The organism is Halocola ammonii, assembly GCF_049334165.1.
Lineage (GTDB): Bacteria > Bacteroidota > Bacteroidia > Flavobacteriales_D > Sanyastnellaceae > JBEGHD01.
The window spans coordinates 24,652-44,506 of the sequence record NZ_JBEGHD010000003.1 but is presented as its reverse complement, the minus strand read 5'-3'; the positions used below and the strand labels follow the sequence as shown (position 1 = coordinate 44,506).

Below are 19,855 nucleotides of genomic sequence, written 5' to 3'. Positions count from 1 at the left end.
TCTCAATCGAAAAGGAAGCGAGCTGTTCGAAAGGTGTTTGCATGAGCTTCAACGATTTTTCTGATTTCTTTTGAGTAGCCTCCTCCCATCGAGCAAACCACCGGAATTCCCAAATCGGCAAACTTACCCAGCACCATTTCATCACGCTTCTTACACCCATCGAGGCTCACTTGCATTCTTCCTAGTTTGTCACCTTCCAGAATGTCGACTCCACATTGATAGAAAACAAAGTCTGGATTTACCTTTTCCACAAGCTCATTCAGGTTTTCCCTCAGCAAACTCAGGTAGTGCTCATCGCTTGTGTTGTCGGGTAGTTCGATGTCGCGATCACTGATCATCTTTTTTAGTGGGTAGTTCTTTTCACCGTGCATGCTGAAGGTGAACACTCTGGGTTCGTTCTCGAAAATCTCAGCCGTGCCGTTCCCCTGATGTACATCGAGGTCAACAATAAGAATTTGCTTCGCCAGCTTGTTGTCAAGTAAATATCTCGAAGCCAGGGCCTGATCATTGAGCAGGCAAAAACCTTCAGCTCGATTGGTAAATGCGTGATGAGTGCCACCAGCTATGTTTAGAGCCACTCCACAATCCATAGCAAAATGAGTGCAGTCGATAGTACCTTGCGCGATAGATCGCTCTCGCGTGATTAAATCTTCGTTGTGTGGAAATCCGGAGGTACGCTGTTCCCGCCTGGTGAGTTCCAGGTTTTTTAGGCGATTCCAGTATTCCTGATCGTGCACTCGCAAAATCATCTCTTCACTAATTTCACCGGGGGAGAAGAAGTTTTCCCATTCCAGTGTGCCTTCGTGTACAAGCTGCCGCGGAAGGAGATCGTACTTCTCCATCGGAAAGCGATGACCTTCGGGAAGGGAATGGGCGTACTTTTCGTTCCACGCAACGCGGATCATGAGCAGAGTTTTATTCCTTGAGGGAAGTCAACAGCTGTGTTTGCCGAAAGTTGACCACACCGGTTTACAATGAAATGTAGCGCATGAGTTCCATGCAGATGATGGCTGCGAAAGTTCCTACGGCATAGCCAAAAACAGCGAGCAAAACACCTACAGGTGCCAGTGCAGGGCTAAAAGCTGAAGCAACGATGGGAGCAGAGGCAGCTCCGCCCACATTGGCCTGACTTCCTACAGCAACGAAAAAGAATGGAGCGCGGATGAGAAAAGCCATGATCAGCAAAAGCAGCACGTGGAAGAGCATCCAAAGCAGTCCGATGGTGATGATGAATTTGAAAATTTCCCACTCCCGAACCAGTTGCAGGATGTCCATTTTCATACCAATTGAGGCCACCAGGATGTAAAGGAAAAGCGAGCCAACCTTGGACGCCCCGGCACCTTCGAGCTTTCTAAAACGCGTGAAAGAGAAAACTACTCCGATGGTAGTTGCAAGCACAACCAGCCAGAAAAAACCTGATGAAATGGAAGTCACGTACATCCAAATGGTGGATTCTCCAGCGGCTTTTGCAGCTGCAATTTTACCTTCGATAAAACTACCGACAGCCGGGCTGATGAGATCAGCACCCCAATGAGCTAAAGCAACAGCGCCAAAGGCCACAGCTGCAATCATCGCCAAATCCGGCAGACTGGCAATGCGGCTTATGTTCGCCTGGTAATCTTCAACCTTCTTTTTCAAAGCAGTAATGGCTGAGTTGTCGGCTTTCAAAATGCGGTCGAGTTTGTCTGACACGCCCGCACCAATCAGAAGAAATGCCATCCAGAGATTTGCCACGACAACGTCCACTACAATCATTGCTGAGAACTGTGTGTCTGTGGTTTCGGCAATTTCTTTCATGGCCGTTTGGTTGGCACCACCTCCAATCCAGCTACCTGCAACTGTAGACAGTCCACGCCAGATTGAATCGGGGTGATCTCCCTGCAAAAGTTCCGGTGCAAATCGGCTCACGGTCCAGAGTGCAAGTGGTCCACCAATTACAATTCCGATGGTGGCTGTAAAAAACATGATCAAAGCTTTCGGCCCCAGGTTTACAACTCCTTTGAGGTCGATACTGAGGCAGAGCAAAACCAAACTGGCAGGGAGTAAGAAGCGTGAGGCTACGTAGTACAGTTCCGAACTGTGGATGTAAGGCTCAATCTCTGCGATTGGCACATTTTGTACATCGATAAATTTCTTGAGCTCAACTACAGTGGAAACATTGCTCATGTCGTAGCCTATCGAAGTGAGGTGCTGAATAACATTTTCCAGTTCGATCCAACTTGGAGAAATAATGCCCAGAGTATTGAAAATTGCAGGCACAAAGTAGCAGAGCAACAACGCTGGAACGTACTTATAAAACTTTTGGAAAAAGGGTTGTTTGCTGCTTGAGGTTTTAAAAATAACTGCCAGCGTTACAATTAAAATTCCCAGAACAATGGCGTCACTTTCGAATACTGGAGGAGCTGAAAAATCTGTCATAATCTATCCAAGTTGAGGTAGGGGCAAATAAACAAAGAAATGACGAATAGCCCCGACCGCTCCGTTCAAGTTGATTTTTATCTAATTTTGACCCAATAACCAAAACCAACATCGTCATGAAATTTCTAAAAGGTCTACTTATTTTTATAGTGATTGTCGCTCTCATACTGGTCGTAGTCACTTTTCTTTTACCGTCAAAATCCGAAATGCAACGATCGCAAGTTATCGATGCATCCCCCGAATTACTTTTTGAGCAAGTGAATGATTTGGAAAACTGGGAAGCCTGGTCACCATGGCATCAGCTAGATCCAAATATGTCGCTCGAATATTCAAGTGATAACCCTGTTGGAAAGGGAGCCTGGTACAAGTGGGACGGAAACGATCAGGTGGGAAGTGGAAAGCTTACAATACTTGAGTCAAATCCGAACAATCTCATTAAAACAGAAATGGAATTTATGAATGCCGGAGAACCAGCCCACTCAGATTGGATTTTCGAACCAGTTGAAGGTGGCACTAAAGTAACCTGGACTTTTGATGGAGACATGTCTGGAATAGGTAAGTGGTTTGGACTATTTATGGATTCGTTTCTCGGGCCTCAGTACAAAGAAGGGCTTCGCCTACTCGACAGCGTGGCCACCTCAATGCCAGAAAAAGCTGAATACACTTTTGAAGAGTTTCAGCTGGAGGATACCTGGTACGTGGGCTATAAAGTTGAAACCAGCATCTCTGGCGTTTCCAACAAAGACCACTACTCTCGTGGGTTTACTGCAGTTGGCGGATTTTTGTCAATGAAAGAAGTTTCGATGGGAGCTGCGCCAATGGCAATTTTCCACGAATACGATGAAGAAGCCGATAGAGTAGTAATGGAAATGGCCATTCCAACAGCCGACTCCTTGACTGTGCCTGATTCGCTCACCGTTGGAAAGGTTCCCGGTGGACCTGCCATTAGAACCGAACATGTGGGCGACTACATGGGACTGTCGGATGCCTGGGCGGCTTTCGAAAAGCACAATGCAGAGAACAACATCCAACCTCGTTGGTATCCTTTCGAAGTCTACGTTACTGACCCTGGAGAGCAGCCGGACTCGAGCAAATGGGTAACGCAAATAGTTTATCCGGTCAACTAATTTTTTCAAGAGTTTTTATAAAAGCGAAAAGCCTGCTCACAATTAAGTGAAGCAGGCTTTTCTAATTTGACCAAAATAAATTGGTCTCCACCCTATATCATTGAACTATCAGTTTCTTTTTGTAGGCATTTCCATTCAGTTCATACTTGAGGAAATACATTCCCGGAGCCAGTTCCGATTGGAAAGTATAAGCTTCTTTGGAAGTTGGCTTTGTTACTTTTACTGCAAAGCTCTCTACAACTTTTCCAGTCATGTCATACATTCCAAATTCTATTACGGACTGGTCTGTAAAAAGATTCGAAAATTCTAAATTCATTTGTTCCCCGGTAGATGGATTCGGGTAAATCACCAAATTGCTATCTCCGATGTTTTCAACACTAATCGTGTTATTGATCTGCAGCGGGCAAGAGTTACCGTATTCAGAGTCATCCTGCCCCACAGTTACCTTCACTGAAACATCGTAGGTCAATCCAAATTCAACTCCGAGATCTTCCGTCACTACGAGTTGTGGCTGAGCTGTTTCAGCAATAATTTCGTTCTCGCCTTCAGCGAATCTGAAGGTGTATTTTGATGCTCCTGTTACAGCTTCACACTGGATTGTTTGCTCTAGCTGGAATATTCCCTGCTCACAAGCATCAGCCAAGAGGTTGGATTGTGGGATCTGGTCGGTAAGTTCGATTGTGCAAACCTGTCCATAAGCGCTCCAAACTTCTTCAATCATAACTCGCACGCTCACTTCGTAAGTCTGTCCGTAGCGCATGTCCATCAGGTTCGAAAGCTGGAAAGTGTTGTTGGCTCCAATCGTGTATTCTTCGGCAAAGAACCCGGTAGCGAGGTTGGAGAATTTCCACTGGTACATTTCAGCTCCGTCTACGGGATCGCACACGACCTCATCATCGAGTGTGAGCCCACTGGCTCCGCAATGTTCCGCATTGAGTTGTGTTCCGTCAATAATTTGATCGCAATCAAATGGAACTTCGAGAATTCCACTGTTTGAGCAACCATTGGCATCTGTCACTGTAATTGTATAATCACCAGAAGCCAGGTTACTCACAGATTGGTCAGAACTACCATTCGACCAGTTGTAAGAGTAGTTTGGAGTTCCTCCCATTACGTTCACCAGTCCGCTACCGTCATTTCCGGCACACGATTCTGGCGCTGTCAAGCTAGGGTTTACAGACAGGGCTGAAGGTTCAACAATTTCTACACTTCCACTTGCGGAGCATCCGTTGGCATCGGTTACTGTTACGCTCACAGATCCTTCTGCGAGGTCTTCAATTGCATTTGAGCTAGCGTTATTGCTCCACTCAAAAGAGTAGGGAGAAGTACCGCCAGAGGCTGATGCTGTAGCTGTTCCATCTTGCAAACCAAAGCAGGAGATATCGCTTTTAAAGACTGACACATTGAGTGCTGTTGGTTCAGCAATTACTGCTGTGGCACTGCTTTCGCAACCTGCGTTATCGGTCACGGTGAGTGTGTACTGACCGGCACTTAGGTTTTGAATCGATGAGCTGGTAGCGCTGTTACTCCAGCTATAGTCGTATGGAGAAACTCCACCGCTCACACTCGCAGAAATAGAGCCATCGTCATTTCCTGCACAGAGAATATCTTGTGTTGAAAGAGTGATAGAAGGTCCGTCACTCACCACAACTGTTTGAGACGACTGGCTGCTACCAAATTCGTTAGATGCTGTTAGTGTAATAGTGTATTCTCCAGCCTCGTCAAAAATCACGTTTTGCACATTCTGAGTAGTGAAAGTTCCAACACTTTCAACGTTCCAGCTCCAGGAGGTCGGATTGTTTGAAGAAAGATCGTTGAGGTTAATAGATTCTCCAGAGCAAACGTTGTTATCGCTAATGCTGAAATTTGCGTCTGGTGCATCTTCTGAAACTTCTACTTCTACGCAAAACGGATTCACACTTTCGCTTCCCCAATCATCTTCCCCAAAAGCGTAAACAGTACCTTCGGAGTCTGTGAGTTCAAAATACCCGGTTTGGAATCCCTGTCCGTCACCGTGTGCATCTTCCATCACCAGTTCGTAGCAACCTTCAGTGAGGCAAACTTCGTGGTTGTAAATAGTACCCTGATTGTAATCAATGTAAGGCCCGCCACTAGCCAGAGTATTTCCATTTTCGGTAATCGACCATGATGTTTCTGTCCCGAAATAATCGATGTTTACTTCGAGGTTCATCGAAGCTCCATTGGCAATCTCAAATGGTTTAGAACCCTGATCATTGGCAGGGTTTTCATCTGTTTGTCCATTAGGAGAACTTGTGTAGGCAATGAAAGTGTGCTCGCCCATGTTGGAGCTGATCTCTGGAAGTTCGACTGTAGTTGATGCTCCCTGAGACACGTTTCCTGTCCAGTCGAAAGTATGAATCGTACCAGCGTCTACACGATAGTTAATCGTTGCTGAAGTTAGAGTTTGAGAGCCAAAGTTGGTAATTGAGATAATCGGAGAAACTGTGTTATCGCAAAGCGATCCGGATGGTGAAGAGATGTTTGTAATTCCTGCATCAAGATCTGTGGCTGGCACGCACCCCATCGACTCGAGAATCGAAGCACGACTGGTTTCAAGAGCGCTTCGCATTCTAATTTTTTGTCCTTCAGTAAACATGTCTCTGCATGTTTCCTGAGTGTAATCCATGTAGTTTTCTACTTGCTGAGTTCCACCACAAGCCGGTTGGTTACAGCTTCCGTTCAACACGGTTTTGGGAGTGTCACAAACCTTGTCGCCTTGCGTTTCGCAGTTGATTTCCGGATCGCAGTCGTTGGTGAGGTGAAAAGTGTGGTACAAACTGAGGTAGTGGCCCACTTCGTGAGTGAGTGTCCTGTTCATATCGGTGTTCGACTTGAGGTTACCCACAGTTCCAAAGGCGTTGTGTAGGATAGCGATTCCATCCACAGGATTGTTAAAAGGAAAGTAGGCATATCCCTGGATGCCTCCCTGAGCGTTGTTGTCTTCAATTTCATTAACTACCCAAACGTTCATGTAGTCTTCTCGCGGCCAGGTTGAAAGTGCTTTCACTTCTTCTTCAGAAGCGCCAACTCCACCGCTGGCCTCAATTCCCTGTTCCGCATAGTTTGGAACTACACTTCCGTCTACTCGCACAATGCCGTTAGTTGAATTAGCCTGAGGGTCTCTTGTTGCAAGACAAAACTCAATGTTGCAATCAACACCATCACCATCGCCATTTGTTCCGGACATTTTTCTGAAATCCTCGTTGAGAGCGACAATTGCACTAAGCACTTGCTCATCGGTAATATTACTTCCTACTCCGTATTCTTCACCTTCGTGTATCACGTGAACCACAACCGGAATGGTGTAGATCTCGTCACTTCTTTCGGCAACATGTTCAAAATTTTGAAGAGCCCTGCTATTCAAATTTTCGATAGCCCGGGCGTATTGAGGGTCATTTGCTTTTCTCTCTTCCTGCACTTCGTGGCTGCCGCAAACGTGCGGAACAGTTTCACTTTGAGCAAATGAGAATTGCCCTGTGAGAATCAGGAGTAGAGTCACAATTGTTGTTGAAATCGTTTTCATCGTAGGGAATAAATCAGTTGATTATCCCTCACGTGTACTTTATGAGAATCAATTAGGTTACTGAAAAGTGTTTCAAGAGCTAAAAGTCGGCAGATTCTTACACGGGCCGATGCGTATTTCACCTAGGCACAAAAAAAGCCCCGACAATTGCCGGGGCTTTCTCAATATTCTGGTGGAAGAAAAATCTTATCTCTGTCGAATTTGTGGTCGACCCTGAGGTTGTTTTTGCTGTTCCATTTCTTTTACTTCGATGAGCTCCACATCAAAAATCAATGTGCTAAATGGTTCGATGTCGCCCTGACCTCTTGGTCCGTAAGCGAGGTTTTGAGGAATGAAGAAGCGGTATTTTGCTCCTTCTTTCATGAGCTGTACACCTTCTGTCCAGCCTGGAATCACCTGATTGAGACGGAAAGTCGCTGGCTGACCACGATCAACAGAGCTGTCAAATACAGTTCCGTCAATCAAGGTACCGTGGTAGTGAACAGTTACCTGATCGCTGGCGTCTGGACTTTTACCATCACCCTCTTGTAAAACCTTGTACTGCAATCCGCTCTCGGTCTCTTGAATCCCTTCTTTCTGACGGTTTTCGTCTAGAAATCTCTTGCCTTCAGCTTTTGCTTCTTCTTCAGCTGCTTTTTGTCTGGCCATCATTTCTCTTCTCATGATGTTTTGCGCGTCTTCTACACTTATTTTTGCTGAGTCATCGTCCCAGTGGTCTTGCAGTCCCGCAATCATGATATCAACATCAAGATCCTTGATGTCGTTTTTAGCCATGTTGTCTGACATTGCTACACCCCAGGCGTAGGCCAATGAGTCTTGTGTGGTTTCCAGATTGGCGTCTTTCATTCCTCCCTTTGGCTGAGTGCAGCTAGCGAGTGCAAGAGCTCCAATAGAAAGTATTGCAATACTAATTCGAATGTTCATCTTATGATTATCGTTTTGATTTGAAAGGCGAAAATAAAAAGATGCGGCCGTCTTACAACTATTGGCAGCTTATCTTCTTGTGAAAACAGGCTCGTCAGCCGTTGATTGATTAGGATTGAAAGCATAATCCATTTCATCGAAAGCCTGCAGCTGCTCAGGATCGTTAATCCTGTTTTGAACAATGAAACGAGCCATTGCACCCCGAGCTTTCTTTGCAAAAAAGGCAATTACCTTGTACTTGCCATTCTTGTAATCCTTGAAAACCGGAGTAACAATTTTTGCCTTGAGTGCTTTTTGATCGACCGCCTTAAAATATTCTTGTGAAGCAAGGTTGACTAAAACCTCATCATCATTTTCTTCATTGAGTTGTTTGGCAATTGAGTCCGACCAGAACTTGTAAAGACTGTCTTTTTTGGGTGTTACCTTCAGCGATGTTCCCATTTCCAATCGGTAGGGCTGCATCAGGTCCAGCGGTCTCAAAACTCCGTAAAGGCCGCTCAAAATGCGAATGTGATTCTGAGCGTATGATAAATCATCACTTTTCAATTGGCTTACATCGAACCCATCGTAAACATCACCGTTAAATGCAAAAATTGCCTGTCGTGCGTTGTCCAGATCGAATGGCTGACTCCAGCTTGCAAAACGGTCGTGATTCAGGTCGGCCAAATCAGGACTGATATCCATCAGATTCTGTAGCTGTTTGGATGACTTTTTTCGAAGTTTTCCGACCAGGTATTCAGCTTCATCCAAAAACTCTGGCTGGGTGAATTTTTTCGTCTTCACTTTTGATTCGAAATCCAGCGTTTTTGCCGGAGACAAAACGGTAAGCATATTTATTGTTTAAAATGGGTTAGTGGCAAAAACTGTGACTTCGGGAATAAACCCTCTCTGATCCATTTCCAGGGCGGAAACAATGGAATGAGCGATTTCTTCGCTACGCAATTTATTGGACTCTTCCGGACGTTCCTGACGATCTTCCTGGCCGAAAGCCGTTGTCACTTCGCTAGGGTTTACATGAATTACCCGAACGTTGTAAGGACGCAATTCGCCTTGCCAGCATTGAGACATGCTACGAAGAGCAAATTTTGACGAGGAGTAAATCGTTCCTTTTGGGTAGCCTTTCAATGAAGCCGTGGAAGCGATGTTTACGATGTTTCCGCTCTTTTGCTCTTTGAAAATTTTGGCAGCTTCACCGGCCATCATGGCTGCGCCAAAAACATTTACGCTGTAAACCTTCTTCATTTCCTCGAGATCGAATTCATCAATTGGGCACCAGCCGCCAATTCCAGCATTATTTATCAGTCCGTCAAGCTTGCCGAATTTAGAAAGCGTTTCTGTGTAAGTCTTTTTTACATCAGCTTCTTTGGCTACATCAGCCTGAATTGCAAAGGCTCCAATTTCGTCTGCGACTTTTTTCAATTTCGACTTATCGCGACCTGTGATTGAAACGTTCGCACCTTTCTCAATCAAGAGTTGGGCTGTTGCTTTTCCGATACCAGAGCTCCCTCCGGTTACTATAAAAACGCTGTCTTTCAATTCCATAAAAATTTACTCTTTGCTTAGTTTGATTCCTCTTTTTGTAATTACTATCCGGTTTTCTTTGTAGAGCTTGCCGATGGCTTTTTTGAAGAGCTTTTTGCTCATGTGCAGCCGCAGCTTTATCTCTTCCGGTTCGGTATTATCATTCAACCGCACGTAGCCTTTGTTGTTCACCACAAATTCGTAGATCTTTTCAGCGGCTTTTTCTAGCTGCTCCGGGTCGTCTTTTTGCAACGAGACGTTGTATCTGTCGCGGTCTTTTTCTTTGATGTATGCATTGTAGCGTTGACCGACAAGCATATTTGGGATGGTGGCATCCTGATCGTGCAGAAAGCCAAAAACTTTCATGTTGATGATAACCTCAAAACCTTCTTCGATTTTCTTGACGATGAGAATGTTGACTTTTTCGTTTTTCTCAAACTTTAGGCGCTCATCGCGAAAGTAGGGCTTGAGTCTTGTGGCGCCATAGAGTTTGTGCTCTTGTCTGTCGTACTTCATTACAACCAGGTAGCGTTTTCCGGCTTCAATCGGGATTTTTTGTTCAGTAGGAGGAACGAACAAATCGCGCTGAATACCCATGTCGAAAAACGCGCCCTTCTCGGTGTTTTTCACGGCAATCAAGGGCTGCACTTCGTTCAGGAGAATGAGAGGCTTTTCGGTAGTGGCTTGTGTTTCACCTTTGGCGTTTACAAAAAGAAATACTTCGATCTGTTCGCCCTCTTTTTTCCCGGCAGGAGTTTCGATAGAAGGGAGTAAAATTGTTTCACCGTCATTGTCGAGGTGAAAACCGTCCCGGTCAATTTGTTTGATTTCCAGATTGACGTATTTACCAGGTTTGGCCATACTTTTTGATTTTGGGCAAAAATAGGCATTCAGCTCAGCTTTTTTTTAAGGAGGCATTTTGTCGACTTTCGATTTTATGGAAATAGGCTACATTTGAGGGATAGATAACCAAACCTTAAGCAAATGCGATTCAAACTTCTACTAACACTGGTTTTTGCCAGTTCTTTTCTTTTTACCAATGCACAATGCGAGTCCGGTGAAGTACCTGTTCACGTGGAGGTTGACACAGACAACTGGGGCTATGAGCTCTATTGGGAAGTGACACCGGCTGGCAACGAATGTGGCGATGGAACTCTCTTTTATGGCGGAAATATTGAAAGTGTAGCTTGCACCGCAGAAGATGCTGGCGAAGCGGGAGATGCCGGTGCTTATGCCGACAACGATGTGATTTTAGAAGGTCCTTATTGCCTGACTGATGGCGAGCAGTACACCCTCCACAGCAAAGACGGATTTGGAGATGGGGGCTGTGATCTCACGCTCTTCAACAACCTGGTAGCTTTTTCAGTTCTCGAAGGAGAAGGCGATTACGTCAGTCTGACTTTTACTGCAGGTGAAGCGCCTGAAGGTGCTGGTAATCAGTTGCCTTGTGGGGCTGAAGAAATCACAGTGGATGGCGAAGGTGCCCTGGTTGACAACACTGGTGCACTCACTCAGCTGGGTGAAATTCACCCGCCACTGGAATCTTGCGGTTTACCTGGGTTTTGGTGTGCTTCAGACAACGGTGTGAATGCGTCTATTTGGCTCAAGTTTGTAGCGCCTGAATCGGGAAGAGTGGAGGTTTCGACCTGCAACGAAGACAATTCTTTCGATACCGAATTGGCGCTCTACGAAGTGGGCGACTGTGCCAATTTCGAAACTTACCAGGTGATTTCGTCCAATGACGATGTACCCGGAGGTTGCGATCTCGGTTCTACAGGCTACGCTTCAGTAATGAATGTAAGCTGTCTTACCCCAGGTGAAGAATATTGGATTCAGCTAGACGGCTGGGGAGGTTCCTCTGGAGAAACGAGAGTGACAGTCACCGACCTTGGCGAAAGTCCTACTGCGCCTTCACTCAATGTGATTAGTAATGAGGTGCAATGTTTTGGAGAGGCTAACGGCAGCCTGATCACAGAAGTTTTTGACTACGGTGTGAACTACGATGTTACCATTTCTGGCCCGAATGGTTTTGAAGCCGACAGCTATTTTGTGGATGGGCTTGAGTCTGGGGAATACACGGTAACAGTCTCTTCTGGTTGTGGGTTAAACATTACGGAAACAGTAGAAATTTCAGAGCCCGAGCCGTTTCTCATTGCTTCACAAACTGAGGATGCCGGTTGTAATATGTCCGGAGAGATTGTGCTTTCGATAGATGGAGCAACACCACCTTATGAGTTCACCTGGTTTTTCGATCAGGTAATTATTTCTGAAGAACAGAACCTAACGGATCTCGAGGCAGGTGAATACACTTACCAGCTGGAAGATGACAACGGATGCGAAACTTCGGGTGTAGTCACGGTGGAAACAGGAGATGCAATTGACATCGAACTTGGAGAAGACACTACCCTCTGTCTTAATCAGGAGTTACTTCTCTTTGCACCTCCAGGAGCCATTTACGAATGGCAAGACGGCAGCGAGAACCAGTTTTTTGTGGTTGACGCATCTGAGCTGGGGCCGGGTGAATACACTTTTAGCGTGAATGGAGTCGACAATCTAGAATGTGAAGATTCCGATGAGATTGTGGTAACAGTCGAAGATTGCATCAGCAGCGTTGGGGAACTCAACGAAAATCAGGTTTCGATGTATCCAAACCCGGCATTAGAACAAGTTGAACTCGAAGTGAACGGTGCTCTGCAAAGACTTGAAATCACCGACAGCCACGGGCGAATAGTTTATTCTCAGGAAGAGGGCACAGCAAATGATCATCTCACGATTGACGTGAGCGATTTTGAAGCCGGACTTTACTTTGTGAAGCTTTTTAGCGAATCCAATCAGGTTGTTAAGAAGTTGATGGTCAGGTAACTTGTTCGAACTAAAGGTTTTTCAGGTGGGAAGTCTGTTTAAAGGCTTCCCACTTTTTTTGCAAACTCTCCAACCTGCTCTTGCGAAACATCGAGGTGGGCTACAAAACGAACCTTGCCGTGCCCAAACGGAACTGCTTTGATGTTTTGCTCTTCGAGTTTCTTGAGAAAGGATCCGGCTTCGATGCCTTCTAGCTCAGCTACCACAATGTTGGTGTCTACTGGTGCAACTCCTGAAACGTACTGGCACTTCTCAAGCACCTCGGCAAGTTGCACAGCTTTTCGATGATCTTCAGCTAGTCTCTCAATGTTGTTTTCCAACGCAAACAGCCCAGCGGCAGCAATGTAGCCGGCCTGCCGCATGCCGCCACCCATCGATTTTCTGATTCGGTGTGCTTTTCGGATAAAGTCTTTAGAACCGATCAACAAGGAGCCGACAGGACTACCCAGCCCTTTCGAAAGACAGATCGAAATGGAGTCGAACAGCTGACCGTACTCCATTTTGTCGTAACCGGTCTTCACCAGAGAATTGAACACCCTGGCGCCATCGAGGTGCAGCTGAAGATTGTTCTTTTTGCAAACCGCTTTAATTTTTTTGAGCTCCTCCAGGTCGTAGCACGAACCTCCACCCTTGTTGCAGGTGTCTTCTACAGCAACGAGCGTGGTTACTGGGTGATGAGGGTCGTCTGCGTTGATGTTCGGTTCGATTTGATCAGCTTTGAATCTTCCCCGATCACCGGGAAGCAATCGAACAGAAGCACCCGAGTTCTTGGCAATCCCGCCACCCTCGTAGAGATAAATGTGCGCCAGTTCGCTACAAATCACTTCATCACCGGGATTGGTGTGGGCGTTGATGGCAATCTGATTGGTCATCGTTCCTGAAGGACAAAAAAGTGCCGCCTCGTGGCCAAACATTTTAGCCCCCTTTTCCTGAAGGGCATTAACTGTGGGATCCTCCCCGAAGACGTCATCGCCAACCTTTGCGCTCATCATGGCTTCGAGCATTTCTGGTGTAGGTCTCGTGACAGTATCACTTCTCAAATCGATCATAAAAACTAAATTAGTCGGTTATTTGCGACCGCAATTTAATTTTTGTCTTCCAATGAAAAGCTGCTTTTCCCGAGTTCTTCTTCTCACAGCCGTTGCGCTGCTGTCTACAAACCTTCTTGCACAAGAAGAGGAAAAGTATTGGGTGACTTTCACCGACAAGGCAGGAGTTCAGTTCAACCCGCTCGAGTATTTTCATCCGAAGGCTATCGAGAGGAGAGTAAAGAATGGAATTGCCATTTGCGATAGCAGTGATTTTCCAGTCTCAGAAAAATACGTTGATCAATTGGAAGAGGCTGGCGTGGAAATAAAAATGACTTCACGGTGGCTCAATGCAGCTTGTTGCTTTTCTGGTGATGAAGGAATTGCTAAAGTTCAAGGTCTTCCTTTTGTGAAATCAGTACGAAGGATGCCCAGCAGCGAGATAGAGACAGTGTTTTGCAGCTACGAATCGCTTGATGAGGTGGCACTTGAAACTGATTCGGATTTCTTTCTACCACAAACAAAATCGCTTGGAGCAGAGGTGTTTTCGGAAAAGGGATTCTCTGGCAAAGGCATTAGGGTAGCCGTGTTCGATGCTGGCTTTCGCAAAGCGGAAAAGAGAGAAAACTTGAGGCATTTGTTCGAGAACAATCAGATTGAGCGCACCATTGATTTCTGTGGAAACGATAGCTCTGTGTATCATCATTCTAAGCACGGCACCAACGTGCTCACCTGTTTGGCCGGAAAAACCGACTCAGCGCTTTTTGGCCTGGCCACCGATGCTACTTTTCTTTTGGCTCGAACGGAGTACAACCTCCGTGAACCGTTAAGTGAAGAAGAAAACTGGCTGGCCGCTGCAGAGTGGGCAGACAAGCACGGAGCGGATATTATCAGCTCTTCTTTAGGCTATACTGGAAAGTGGTATTTTCAGGACGAAATGGACGGAAAAACATCGCTCGTGGCCAGGGCTGCCAATGCAGCTTTCGAAAAAGGAATTCTGGTTGTCAATTCCATGGGAAATGAAGCCGGAGGTGACTGGCAATATCTGGTAACCCCGGCAGATGCAGAAGGGGTGCTGGCCGTAGGTGGAGTTTTAGGTGAGAATGGAGTACACATCGACTTCAGCAGTTTTGGCCCAACAGGTGATGTGAGAATCAAACCAAATGTTTGTGCTTTTGGAGTTGCAATCACTGAAATCAAAGAAGAAAGAGACAAACAAAAGAAGGTTTACGGCACCTCCTTTAGCGCCCCTCTAATTTCTGGATACGCGGCTTGCGTATTGCAGGCTTTTCCGGATTGGGATGTCAAAAAGCTGTTTTCAGAAATTGAAAAATCGGGTCGACTGTATCCCTATTTCGACTACGCCCACGGATTTGGCATGCCACACGCAAGTTATTTTTTCATTGAAAATGCACAACAAGACCCCAGTGATCACAATTGGCTTGAGATCAACGAAGGGGAGGTAATAATTGATGTTGGCGCCATAACTCCGAAGCTGACAGAAGACTTACTTTCTGACAAACTGTTTTTTCATCAGGCCGACAAAGACGGAGAGTTAATTGATTTTGCAGTTTATTCACTGAACCGAAGTCAATCAGTAACATTTAGCACTCGGGCCTACACATGTGTGGTGAGAGCCTGGTGGGCCGGAAATTTCATCGAAAAAGAATTGCCATGCGGACAGTGAAAGCATTTTTGATAGTCTTGATTATTGGTGTCGCTGTGTCGGTTAAAGCTCAAACCCGCTTGCTTTATCGTGAGGTGAGTCCTCTTAGAAACGCATACTTCTCAGGTCCTGGCTATACAATCCACAAATATGTGTTTTTCAATTTTGGGTTGAAGCCCGATGTCATTGGAACAAGCGTAAGTCGACTCAAAGCGAGTTCTAATTCTTTTACGCTTGGAAGACGAGTAAAACATCGATTCGATGACCGGTGGTCTTTTGTAAATGAACAACACCTAAGACGAGTTTCGGTGCGTCCCAAACCGGGTTTTTTTATGAAGCAGCTCGCTGATGATGAGGAGCTTGAAAGTCAGCAGATCGCCCAGCATTTCTTTGGTTTGGCATTTTCAGGGCGTTACAATTTGCATTCTGTAGGTAATGCCCACGGCAACTATCTTGAATTCGGACTTTGGGGAGATATTCTGATTTGGTCAAAATATGCCTGGACACCAGCTGGAAGTGGTGACAAGAAAAAGCGATATCCCGTAAATTCATTGAGCGATGTAAACGGAGAAGTGAACCTTGTCGCTGCTGGTGCACATCTTCGGCTGGGCTTCGAGTGGTTTTCTATTTTCTCTGAGTATCGTTTTACTCCATACTTTAAGACAGACAAGGTCTCGGAAGAAGGCGGCAACCAATACTACAATGCGGCTCCATTGACTGTTGGGGTTGATTTTATACTTTATTCGCTCGAGTGATATGAGAGTTGTTTTGATTTTAATTGGGTTTATAGTTTGCTGTTTGGGACAGGCTCGGGCAGGCGGTTGGCTTAACGGAGAAATCGAACTCGAATCCGGTGAAACACTTCGTGCGGAAATTCGCCATCAAAAATATTTCTCTGAAAAGTTAGTTTGTCGGATTGGTGGAGAGAAAAAGCAATTATCTGTAGATGAGGTAAAGGCGTTTACAATAGGAGAGGAAAGATGGATAAGGATTGAACTCACAGACCTTGAAGGGCAGTTGGTTTTTGCAAGAGTCGAAATTTCAGAAGCGCTTTACGAGGCGAAAATTACTGAGGTAAAATGCACCTGTGACAATTCTTACCAAAGCAGAAAAGTGTGGATTTGGAAAAGCGACAATGAACTTTTTGTTTTCAAAAAGCGTCATTTTGCTAAGGGTTTAATAAATTGGGACCAGCAGAAAAAGCCAATCACCCGCCATTTAGAAGTTAAAATTGACTCTCTACCCGAAAATTTAAAGTTTGACGATGTACCTGAATTCGTTTCGGGTTTAAAATAGCTCATGGTAAATTATTTCCTCATACTCGGACTGAACACTTCGGCAACGGAGAGGGATATTAAGCTTGCCTATCGGAAGCTGGCCATGCGCTACCACCCCGATCGCAATAAATCCAGTGGAGCTAAAGAGCGTTTTATTCAAGTGAACGAAGCTTACGAGTTTTTGTCAGACCCACAGCTAAGGATTCAGCACAGAAAACAGCTATCAAATCGGGTAAATCGCGAAGACCTGCTTCGAAGAAGAGAGCAACTTTATCGCCAGTGGGCCGAGCAACAGCGGCAAGAAGCGAGGAAGAGAGCAGCCAGGAATGCAGAAACCTCTTTCGATAAATTCACCAAATCTCCGATTTACAAGACAGCCATGGTTTTGAGTAACGTCTACAACTACGTCTTTTTTGGGATCGGTCTGCTGATTATTTGCGCACCGCTTTTCAAATATTTTGGATCCTCGCCTGAGGAGCTCCGGAAAGATCCTCTCACTTTTGGCGATGTTCTGATTCCGGTATTCATCGGAGGGTTTTTCACTTACGGCATTTACCATTTTCTTTTTAAGAACAACCCCGACAAGCCTGTTGCAGAGACTTCTGCAAAAACCCGTAAGTAGTGTGGTCTAAAATCTATGCGGCCAATTAAATGCCTGCGTTATATTTGCCGTTAGTCGACAGAAAATCCAAAATTTTTAAATATGAAAAGTGTTCTTAAACATCTAATTCTAGCCACATGCTCTTTGCTACTGGTTATCCAGGTTTCGGCAAAAGAGGGGATGTGGATCCCGACTTTGCTAAAAGCTTTAAATCAGAGCGACATGCAAACCATGGGGCTCGAGCTTACAGCCGAAGATATTTACTCCATCAATCAGGCGAGTATCAAAGATGCCATCGTTCACTTTGGCGGTGGATGCACAGCCGAGGTGATTTCGGATCAGGGATTGATCCTTACCAACCACCACTGCGGTTACGGACAAATCCAATATCACAGCTCAGTTGAAAACGACTATCTCACCGATGGGTTTTGGGCGATGAACAGATCTGAGGAACTGGCAAACCCTGGGTTGACAGCGACTTTTATCGTTCGTATCGAGCAGGTGACAAAAATGGTGAACGAAGGTATTGAGCCGGGAATGACCGATGAAGAGAAAGCTGTGATTAGAGCGGCAAACAGAGAAAAGATAGAGCAAAGCGCGGCTGGTGAAAGCAAATTTTATGAAGCGCAGATCAAGCCTTTTTTCTACGGTAACAAATACTTCATGATCGTTACAAAAACTTACAAGGACGTTCGCCTGGTAGGAGCTCCACCTTCGTCAATCGGTAAGTTTGGTGGCGACACCGACAACTGGATGTGGCCACGACACACGGGCGACTTCTCCATCTTTCGCATTTATGCAAACGAAGACAACGAACCGGCAGAGTATAGCGAAAACAACGTTCCTTTCGAGCCGGCTTATCACTTGCCAGTTTCTCTCGATGGGGTGGACGAAGGCGACTTCACCATGGTTTTTGGATTTCCCGGACGTACCGAGCAATTTCTCACTTCCCACGCTGTAGACTACATCATGAACGAGGCCAACCCAGCTCGAATTGAAATGCGCTCAACCAGCCTTTCGATTATCGATGCGGCCATGCTCGAAAGTGACAAAGTGCGAATTCAGTACGCAGCCAAGCAGTCGCGAATCAGCAACTCCTACAAAAAGTGGATTGGACAAAACAATGGCCTTAAAAAGCTCGATGCACTGCAAAAGAAAAAGGACTTTGAAGAGGAATTTGTGAAGCGCGCATCGAAAGCCGGCAAAAAGGATTATGCAACGCTCATAGCCGAATTCGAAGAGCTTTATGCAGAGATTGAACCGTACGAACTCGGTCGCGACTACTTCATCGAGTACTTCTTTTACGGACCGGAGTTGATGTACTTCGCCAGCAACTTTAGAAATCTGGTTAACGACTTCGAAAACCTTGAGAAGGAAGGGAAGTTAGAAGAAACGATCGATGGCTTGAAGTCGAAAGTGCAGTCTCACTTCAAAGATTACCACGAACCGACTGACCGCCTCGTTTTTGACAAGCTCACTGAACTTTACACAGATAATGCACCTGAACAATTTCAGCCTGAGATGCTCAAGGAGATTGAGACCAAGTACAATGGTGATGTGAAGAAGTTTAGAAAAGAACTTTACAACAACTCAATCTTTGCCGATAAAGAGGCACTCATGGCCCTGCTCGAAGATCCATCGAAAAAGGCCGTTCAGAAGCTGAAGAAAGACCCTGGGTATGAATTGATGACTCAGAGCTACGACAGCTATTACGCGCACATTCGCCCAGACTACAACAGGTTGAACACAGCCATTGAGGAGAAGATGAAATCCTACGTGAAGGCCATAATGGAGCTCTTCCCGGACGACACCTACTGGCCGGATGCCAATAGCACCATGCGTCTTTCATACGGAAAAGCTGAAGGCAGCGAACCGCGAGATGGAATGCTCTACAAGTTCTACACGACTTCAGAGGGAATTCTTGAAAAGTACGAGCCAGGACACCCTGATTTCGACTTGCCACAGAAGCTGATCGACCTGATTGAAGAAGGCGATTTTGGAGCCTACGCTACAGATGGCGAATTGCGAGTTTGCTTTACTGGATCCAACCACACAACTGGCGGTAACTCGGGGAGTCCCGCACTCAACGGCCGCGGCCAGCTCATTGGGCTCAACTTCGACCGCTCCTGGGAAAGCACCATGAGTGACATCATGTTCGATCCCGACCGTTGCCGCAACATCATGGTCGATATCAAGTACGTTCTTTTTATTATTGACAAGTATGCAGGTGCAAAACACCTCATTGACGAAATGACCCTCGTGCTCGACACCGGAGAAGAAGCCGAGAAGAATTAGGGATTAAAATACAGACCAGCGATTTTTTTATGGTGCATTAAGACACAAAAAAAGCCTCCATGTTCAATCAAACATGGGGGCTTCTTAAAGTCTTAAAGCAGGACTGTAGCCTCTTGTCAGGCGATGGTTTTTACAAGAAGTAGATCGTTAGCACGATGAGTGCAAGTATGATCAATGCAAAAATTACTGGTCCTGCAATTTCGTTTTCCTCTGGTTCTTTGTGGTGATCAGACATGATTACTTAGGTTTTAAGGCAAAAATAAGGATCGAGCGCTTAAATCAAAGGAAGTGCGAAATTCCAAGTTTTCAACAATGTGTGCAATTTCTGTTCATAACTATCATTTTGCAACTGATACCCCAAAAGCTATCCTTAAGACACTTTTTAATTTTTGTAAGATAGCTTTAATCTATATTCGCTACGACCTTTGAACAGCAATAGATGTATTGCTCAAATGGTTTCACTCGTTAATAAATTAGTTTTAGTTTTAAGTGTTAATGGGCCTCTTAAGAGATTAAGAGGTCTTTTTTTTGTTCCTACCCCGCCAAACAACCTTTTCGATCTTTTTTTCATCTTATTGTTGGTATGCAACAA

General features: G+C 45.5%; 15 protein-coding genes. 7 read left to right on the top strand and 8 right to left on the bottom strand.

Going from position 1 to position 19,855, the window contains the following annotated elements; all coding sequences use genetic code 11:
* Nucleotides 1-2: 2 nt before the first annotated feature.
* A complete protein-coding gene (locus ABHV44_RS03950; protein ID WP_459073357.1) occupies nucleotides 3-905 on the bottom strand; it encodes a histone deacetylase family protein in 903 nt (300 codons plus the stop codon).
* A 64-nt stretch (nucleotides 906-969) separates the two neighbouring features.
* A complete protein-coding gene (locus ABHV44_RS03945; RefSeq protein ID WP_459073356.1) occupies nucleotides 970-2,418 on the bottom strand; it encodes a DUF819 family protein in 1,449 nt (482 codons plus the stop codon).
* A gap of 116 nt (nucleotides 2,419-2,534) precedes the next feature.
* Between ABHV44_RS03945 and ABHV44_RS03940 the strand changes: the two genes are divergently transcribed.
* Nucleotides 2,535-3,545 carry an SRPBCC family protein gene (locus ABHV44_RS03940; protein ID WP_459073355.1) on the top strand — a complete coding sequence of 337 codons (1,011 nt, stop codon included), beginning with the start codon at nucleotides 2,535-2,537 and terminating at the stop codon, nucleotides 3,543-3,545.
* 97 nt (nucleotides 3,546-3,642) lie between these two features.
* On the opposite strand, the gene ABHV44_RS03935 is transcribed toward ABHV44_RS03940, so the two are convergent.
* The 5 genes from ABHV44_RS03935 to ABHV44_RS03915 all read right to left on the bottom strand — a co-directional run bounded on the left by ABHV44_RS03935 (nucleotide 3,643) and on the right by ABHV44_RS03915 (nucleotide 10,395).
* On the bottom strand, nucleotides 3,643-7,089 hold the full coding sequence (locus ABHV44_RS03935; protein WP_459073354.1) for a M43 family zinc metalloprotease: 3,447 nt from the start codon (nucleotides 7,087-7,089) through the stop codon (nucleotides 3,643-3,645).
* Nucleotides 7,090-7,275: 186 nt separating this feature from the next.
* The gene (locus tag ABHV44_RS03930; protein ID WP_459073353.1) at nucleotides 7,276-8,013 is read right to left on the bottom strand and encodes an FKBP-type peptidyl-prolyl cis-trans isomerase; all 738 of its coding nucleotides are present in this window, start codon (nucleotides 8,011-8,013) and stop codon (nucleotides 7,276-7,278) included.
* 69 nt (nucleotides 8,014-8,082) lie between these two features.
* A complete protein-coding gene (gene yaaA / locus ABHV44_RS03925; protein WP_459073352.1) occupies nucleotides 8,083-8,844 on the bottom strand; it encodes a peroxide stress protein YaaA in 762 nt (253 codons plus the stop codon).
* A 9-nt stretch (nucleotides 8,845-8,853) separates the two neighbouring features.
* Nucleotides 8,854-9,555, bottom strand: coding sequence for an SDR family oxidoreductase (locus ABHV44_RS03920; RefSeq protein ID WP_459073351.1), 702 nt, complete (start codon nucleotides 9,553-9,555; stop codon nucleotides 8,854-8,856).
* A 6-nt stretch (nucleotides 9,556-9,561) separates the two neighbouring features.
* Nucleotides 9,562-10,395, bottom strand: a complete 834-nt coding sequence (locus ABHV44_RS03915; protein WP_459073350.1) for a S1-like domain-containing RNA-binding protein — start codon at nucleotides 10,393-10,395, stop codon at nucleotides 9,562-9,564.
* 123 nt (nucleotides 10,396-10,518) lie between these two features.
* Here ABHV44_RS03915 and ABHV44_RS03910 point away from each other — a divergent pair, with 123 nt between their 5' ends.
* Nucleotides 10,519-12,396, top strand: a complete 1,878-nt coding sequence (locus tag ABHV44_RS03910; protein WP_459073349.1) for a T9SS type A sorting domain-containing protein — start codon at nucleotides 10,519-10,521, stop codon at nucleotides 12,394-12,396.
* A 38-nt stretch (nucleotides 12,397-12,434) separates the two neighbouring features.
* Here ABHV44_RS03910 and ABHV44_RS03905 read toward each other — a convergent pair whose 3' ends face one another.
* Entirely contained in the window at nucleotides 12,435-13,445 is a 1,011-nt protein-coding gene (locus ABHV44_RS03905) for a threonine aldolase family protein (protein WP_459073348.1), read from the bottom strand.
* Nucleotides 13,446-13,497: 52 nt separating this feature from the next.
* On the opposite strand from ABHV44_RS03905, the gene ABHV44_RS03900 reads away from it, so the two are divergent.
* The 5 genes from ABHV44_RS03900 to ABHV44_RS03880 all read left to right on the top strand — a co-directional run bounded on the left by ABHV44_RS03900 (nucleotide 13,498) and on the right by ABHV44_RS03880 (nucleotide 19,263).
* Entirely contained in the window at nucleotides 13,498-15,111 is a 1,614-nt protein-coding gene (locus ABHV44_RS03900; protein ID WP_459073347.1) for a S8 family serine peptidase, read from the top strand.
* A gap of 311 nt (nucleotides 15,112-15,422) precedes the next feature.
* Nucleotides 15,423-15,845, top strand: coding sequence for a hypothetical protein (locus ABHV44_RS03895; protein WP_459073346.1), 423 nt, complete (start codon nucleotides 15,423-15,425; stop codon nucleotides 15,843-15,845).
* A 1-nt stretch (nucleotide 15,846) separates the two neighbouring features.
* A complete protein-coding gene (locus ABHV44_RS03890) occupies nucleotides 15,847-16,386 on the top strand; it encodes a hypothetical protein (protein WP_459073345.1) in 540 nt (179 codons plus the stop codon).
* 3 nt (nucleotides 16,387-16,389) lie between these two features.
* Nucleotides 16,390-16,989 (top strand): J domain-containing protein, encoded by a 600-nt coding sequence (locus ABHV44_RS03885; protein ID WP_459073344.1) that lies wholly within the window; start codon nucleotides 16,390-16,392, stop codon nucleotides 16,987-16,989.
* Nucleotides 16,990-17,070: 81 nt separating this feature from the next.
* The gene (locus ABHV44_RS03880; protein ID WP_459073343.1) at nucleotides 17,071-19,263 is read left to right on the top strand and encodes a S46 family peptidase; all 2,193 of its coding nucleotides are present in this window, start codon (nucleotides 17,071-17,073) and stop codon (nucleotides 19,261-19,263) included.
* Nucleotides 19,264-19,855 lie beyond the last annotated feature (592 nt).

Excerpts from the sequence above, each read along its gene's own strand:
- ABHV44_RS03945 (WP_459073356.1), bottom strand. The coding sequence starts at position 2,418 with ATGACAGATTTTTCAGCTCCTCCAGTATTCGAAAGTGACGCCATTGTT.
- ABHV44_RS03915 (WP_459073350.1), bottom strand. The coding sequence starts at position 10,395 with ATGGCCAAACCTGGTAAATACGTCAATCTGGAAATCAAACAAATTGAC.
- ABHV44_RS03930 (WP_459073353.1), bottom strand. The coding sequence starts at position 8,013 with ATGAACATTCGAATTAGTATTGCAATACTTTCTATTGGAGCTCTTGCA.
- ABHV44_RS03920 (WP_459073351.1), bottom strand. The coding sequence starts at position 9,555 with ATGGAATTGAAAGACAGCGTTTTTATAGTAACCGGAGGGAGCTCTGGT.
- ABHV44_RS03905 (WP_459073348.1), bottom strand. The coding sequence starts at position 13,445 with ATGATCGATTTGAGAAGTGATACTGTCACGAGACCTACACCAGAAATG.
- ABHV44_RS03885 (WP_459073344.1), top strand. The coding sequence starts at position 16,390 with ATGGTAAATTATTTCCTCATACTCGGACTGAACACTTCGGCAACGGAG.
- ABHV44_RS03880 (WP_459073343.1), top strand. The coding sequence starts at position 17,071 with ATGAAAAGTGTTCTTAAACATCTAATTCTAGCCACATGCTCTTTGCTA.
- ABHV44_RS03890 (WP_459073345.1), top strand. The coding sequence starts at position 15,847 with ATGAGAGTTGTTTTGATTTTAATTGGGTTTATAGTTTGCTGTTTGGGA.
- yaaA (WP_459073352.1), bottom strand. The coding sequence starts at position 8,844 with ATGCTTACCGTTTTGTCTCCGGCAAAAACGCTGGATTTCGAATCAAAA.
- ABHV44_RS03900 (WP_459073347.1), top strand. The coding sequence starts at position 13,498 with ATGAAAAGCTGCTTTTCCCGAGTTCTTCTTCTCACAGCCGTTGCGCTG.
- ABHV44_RS03910 (WP_459073349.1), top strand. The coding sequence starts at position 10,519 with ATGCGATTCAAACTTCTACTAACACTGGTTTTTGCCAGTTCTTTTCTT.
- ABHV44_RS03950 (WP_459073357.1), bottom strand. The coding sequence starts at position 905 with ATGATCCGCGTTGCGTGGAACGAAAAGTACGCCCATTCCCTTCCCGAA.
- ABHV44_RS03935 (WP_459073354.1), bottom strand. The coding sequence starts at position 7,089 with ATGAAAACGATTTCAACAACAATTGTGACTCTACTCCTGATTCTCACA.
- ABHV44_RS03940 (WP_459073355.1), top strand. The coding sequence starts at position 2,535 with ATGAAATTTCTAAAAGGTCTACTTATTTTTATAGTGATTGTCGCTCTC.
- ABHV44_RS03895 (WP_459073346.1), top strand. The coding sequence starts at position 15,423 with ATGAAGCAGCTCGCTGATGATGAGGAGCTTGAAAGTCAGCAGATCGCC.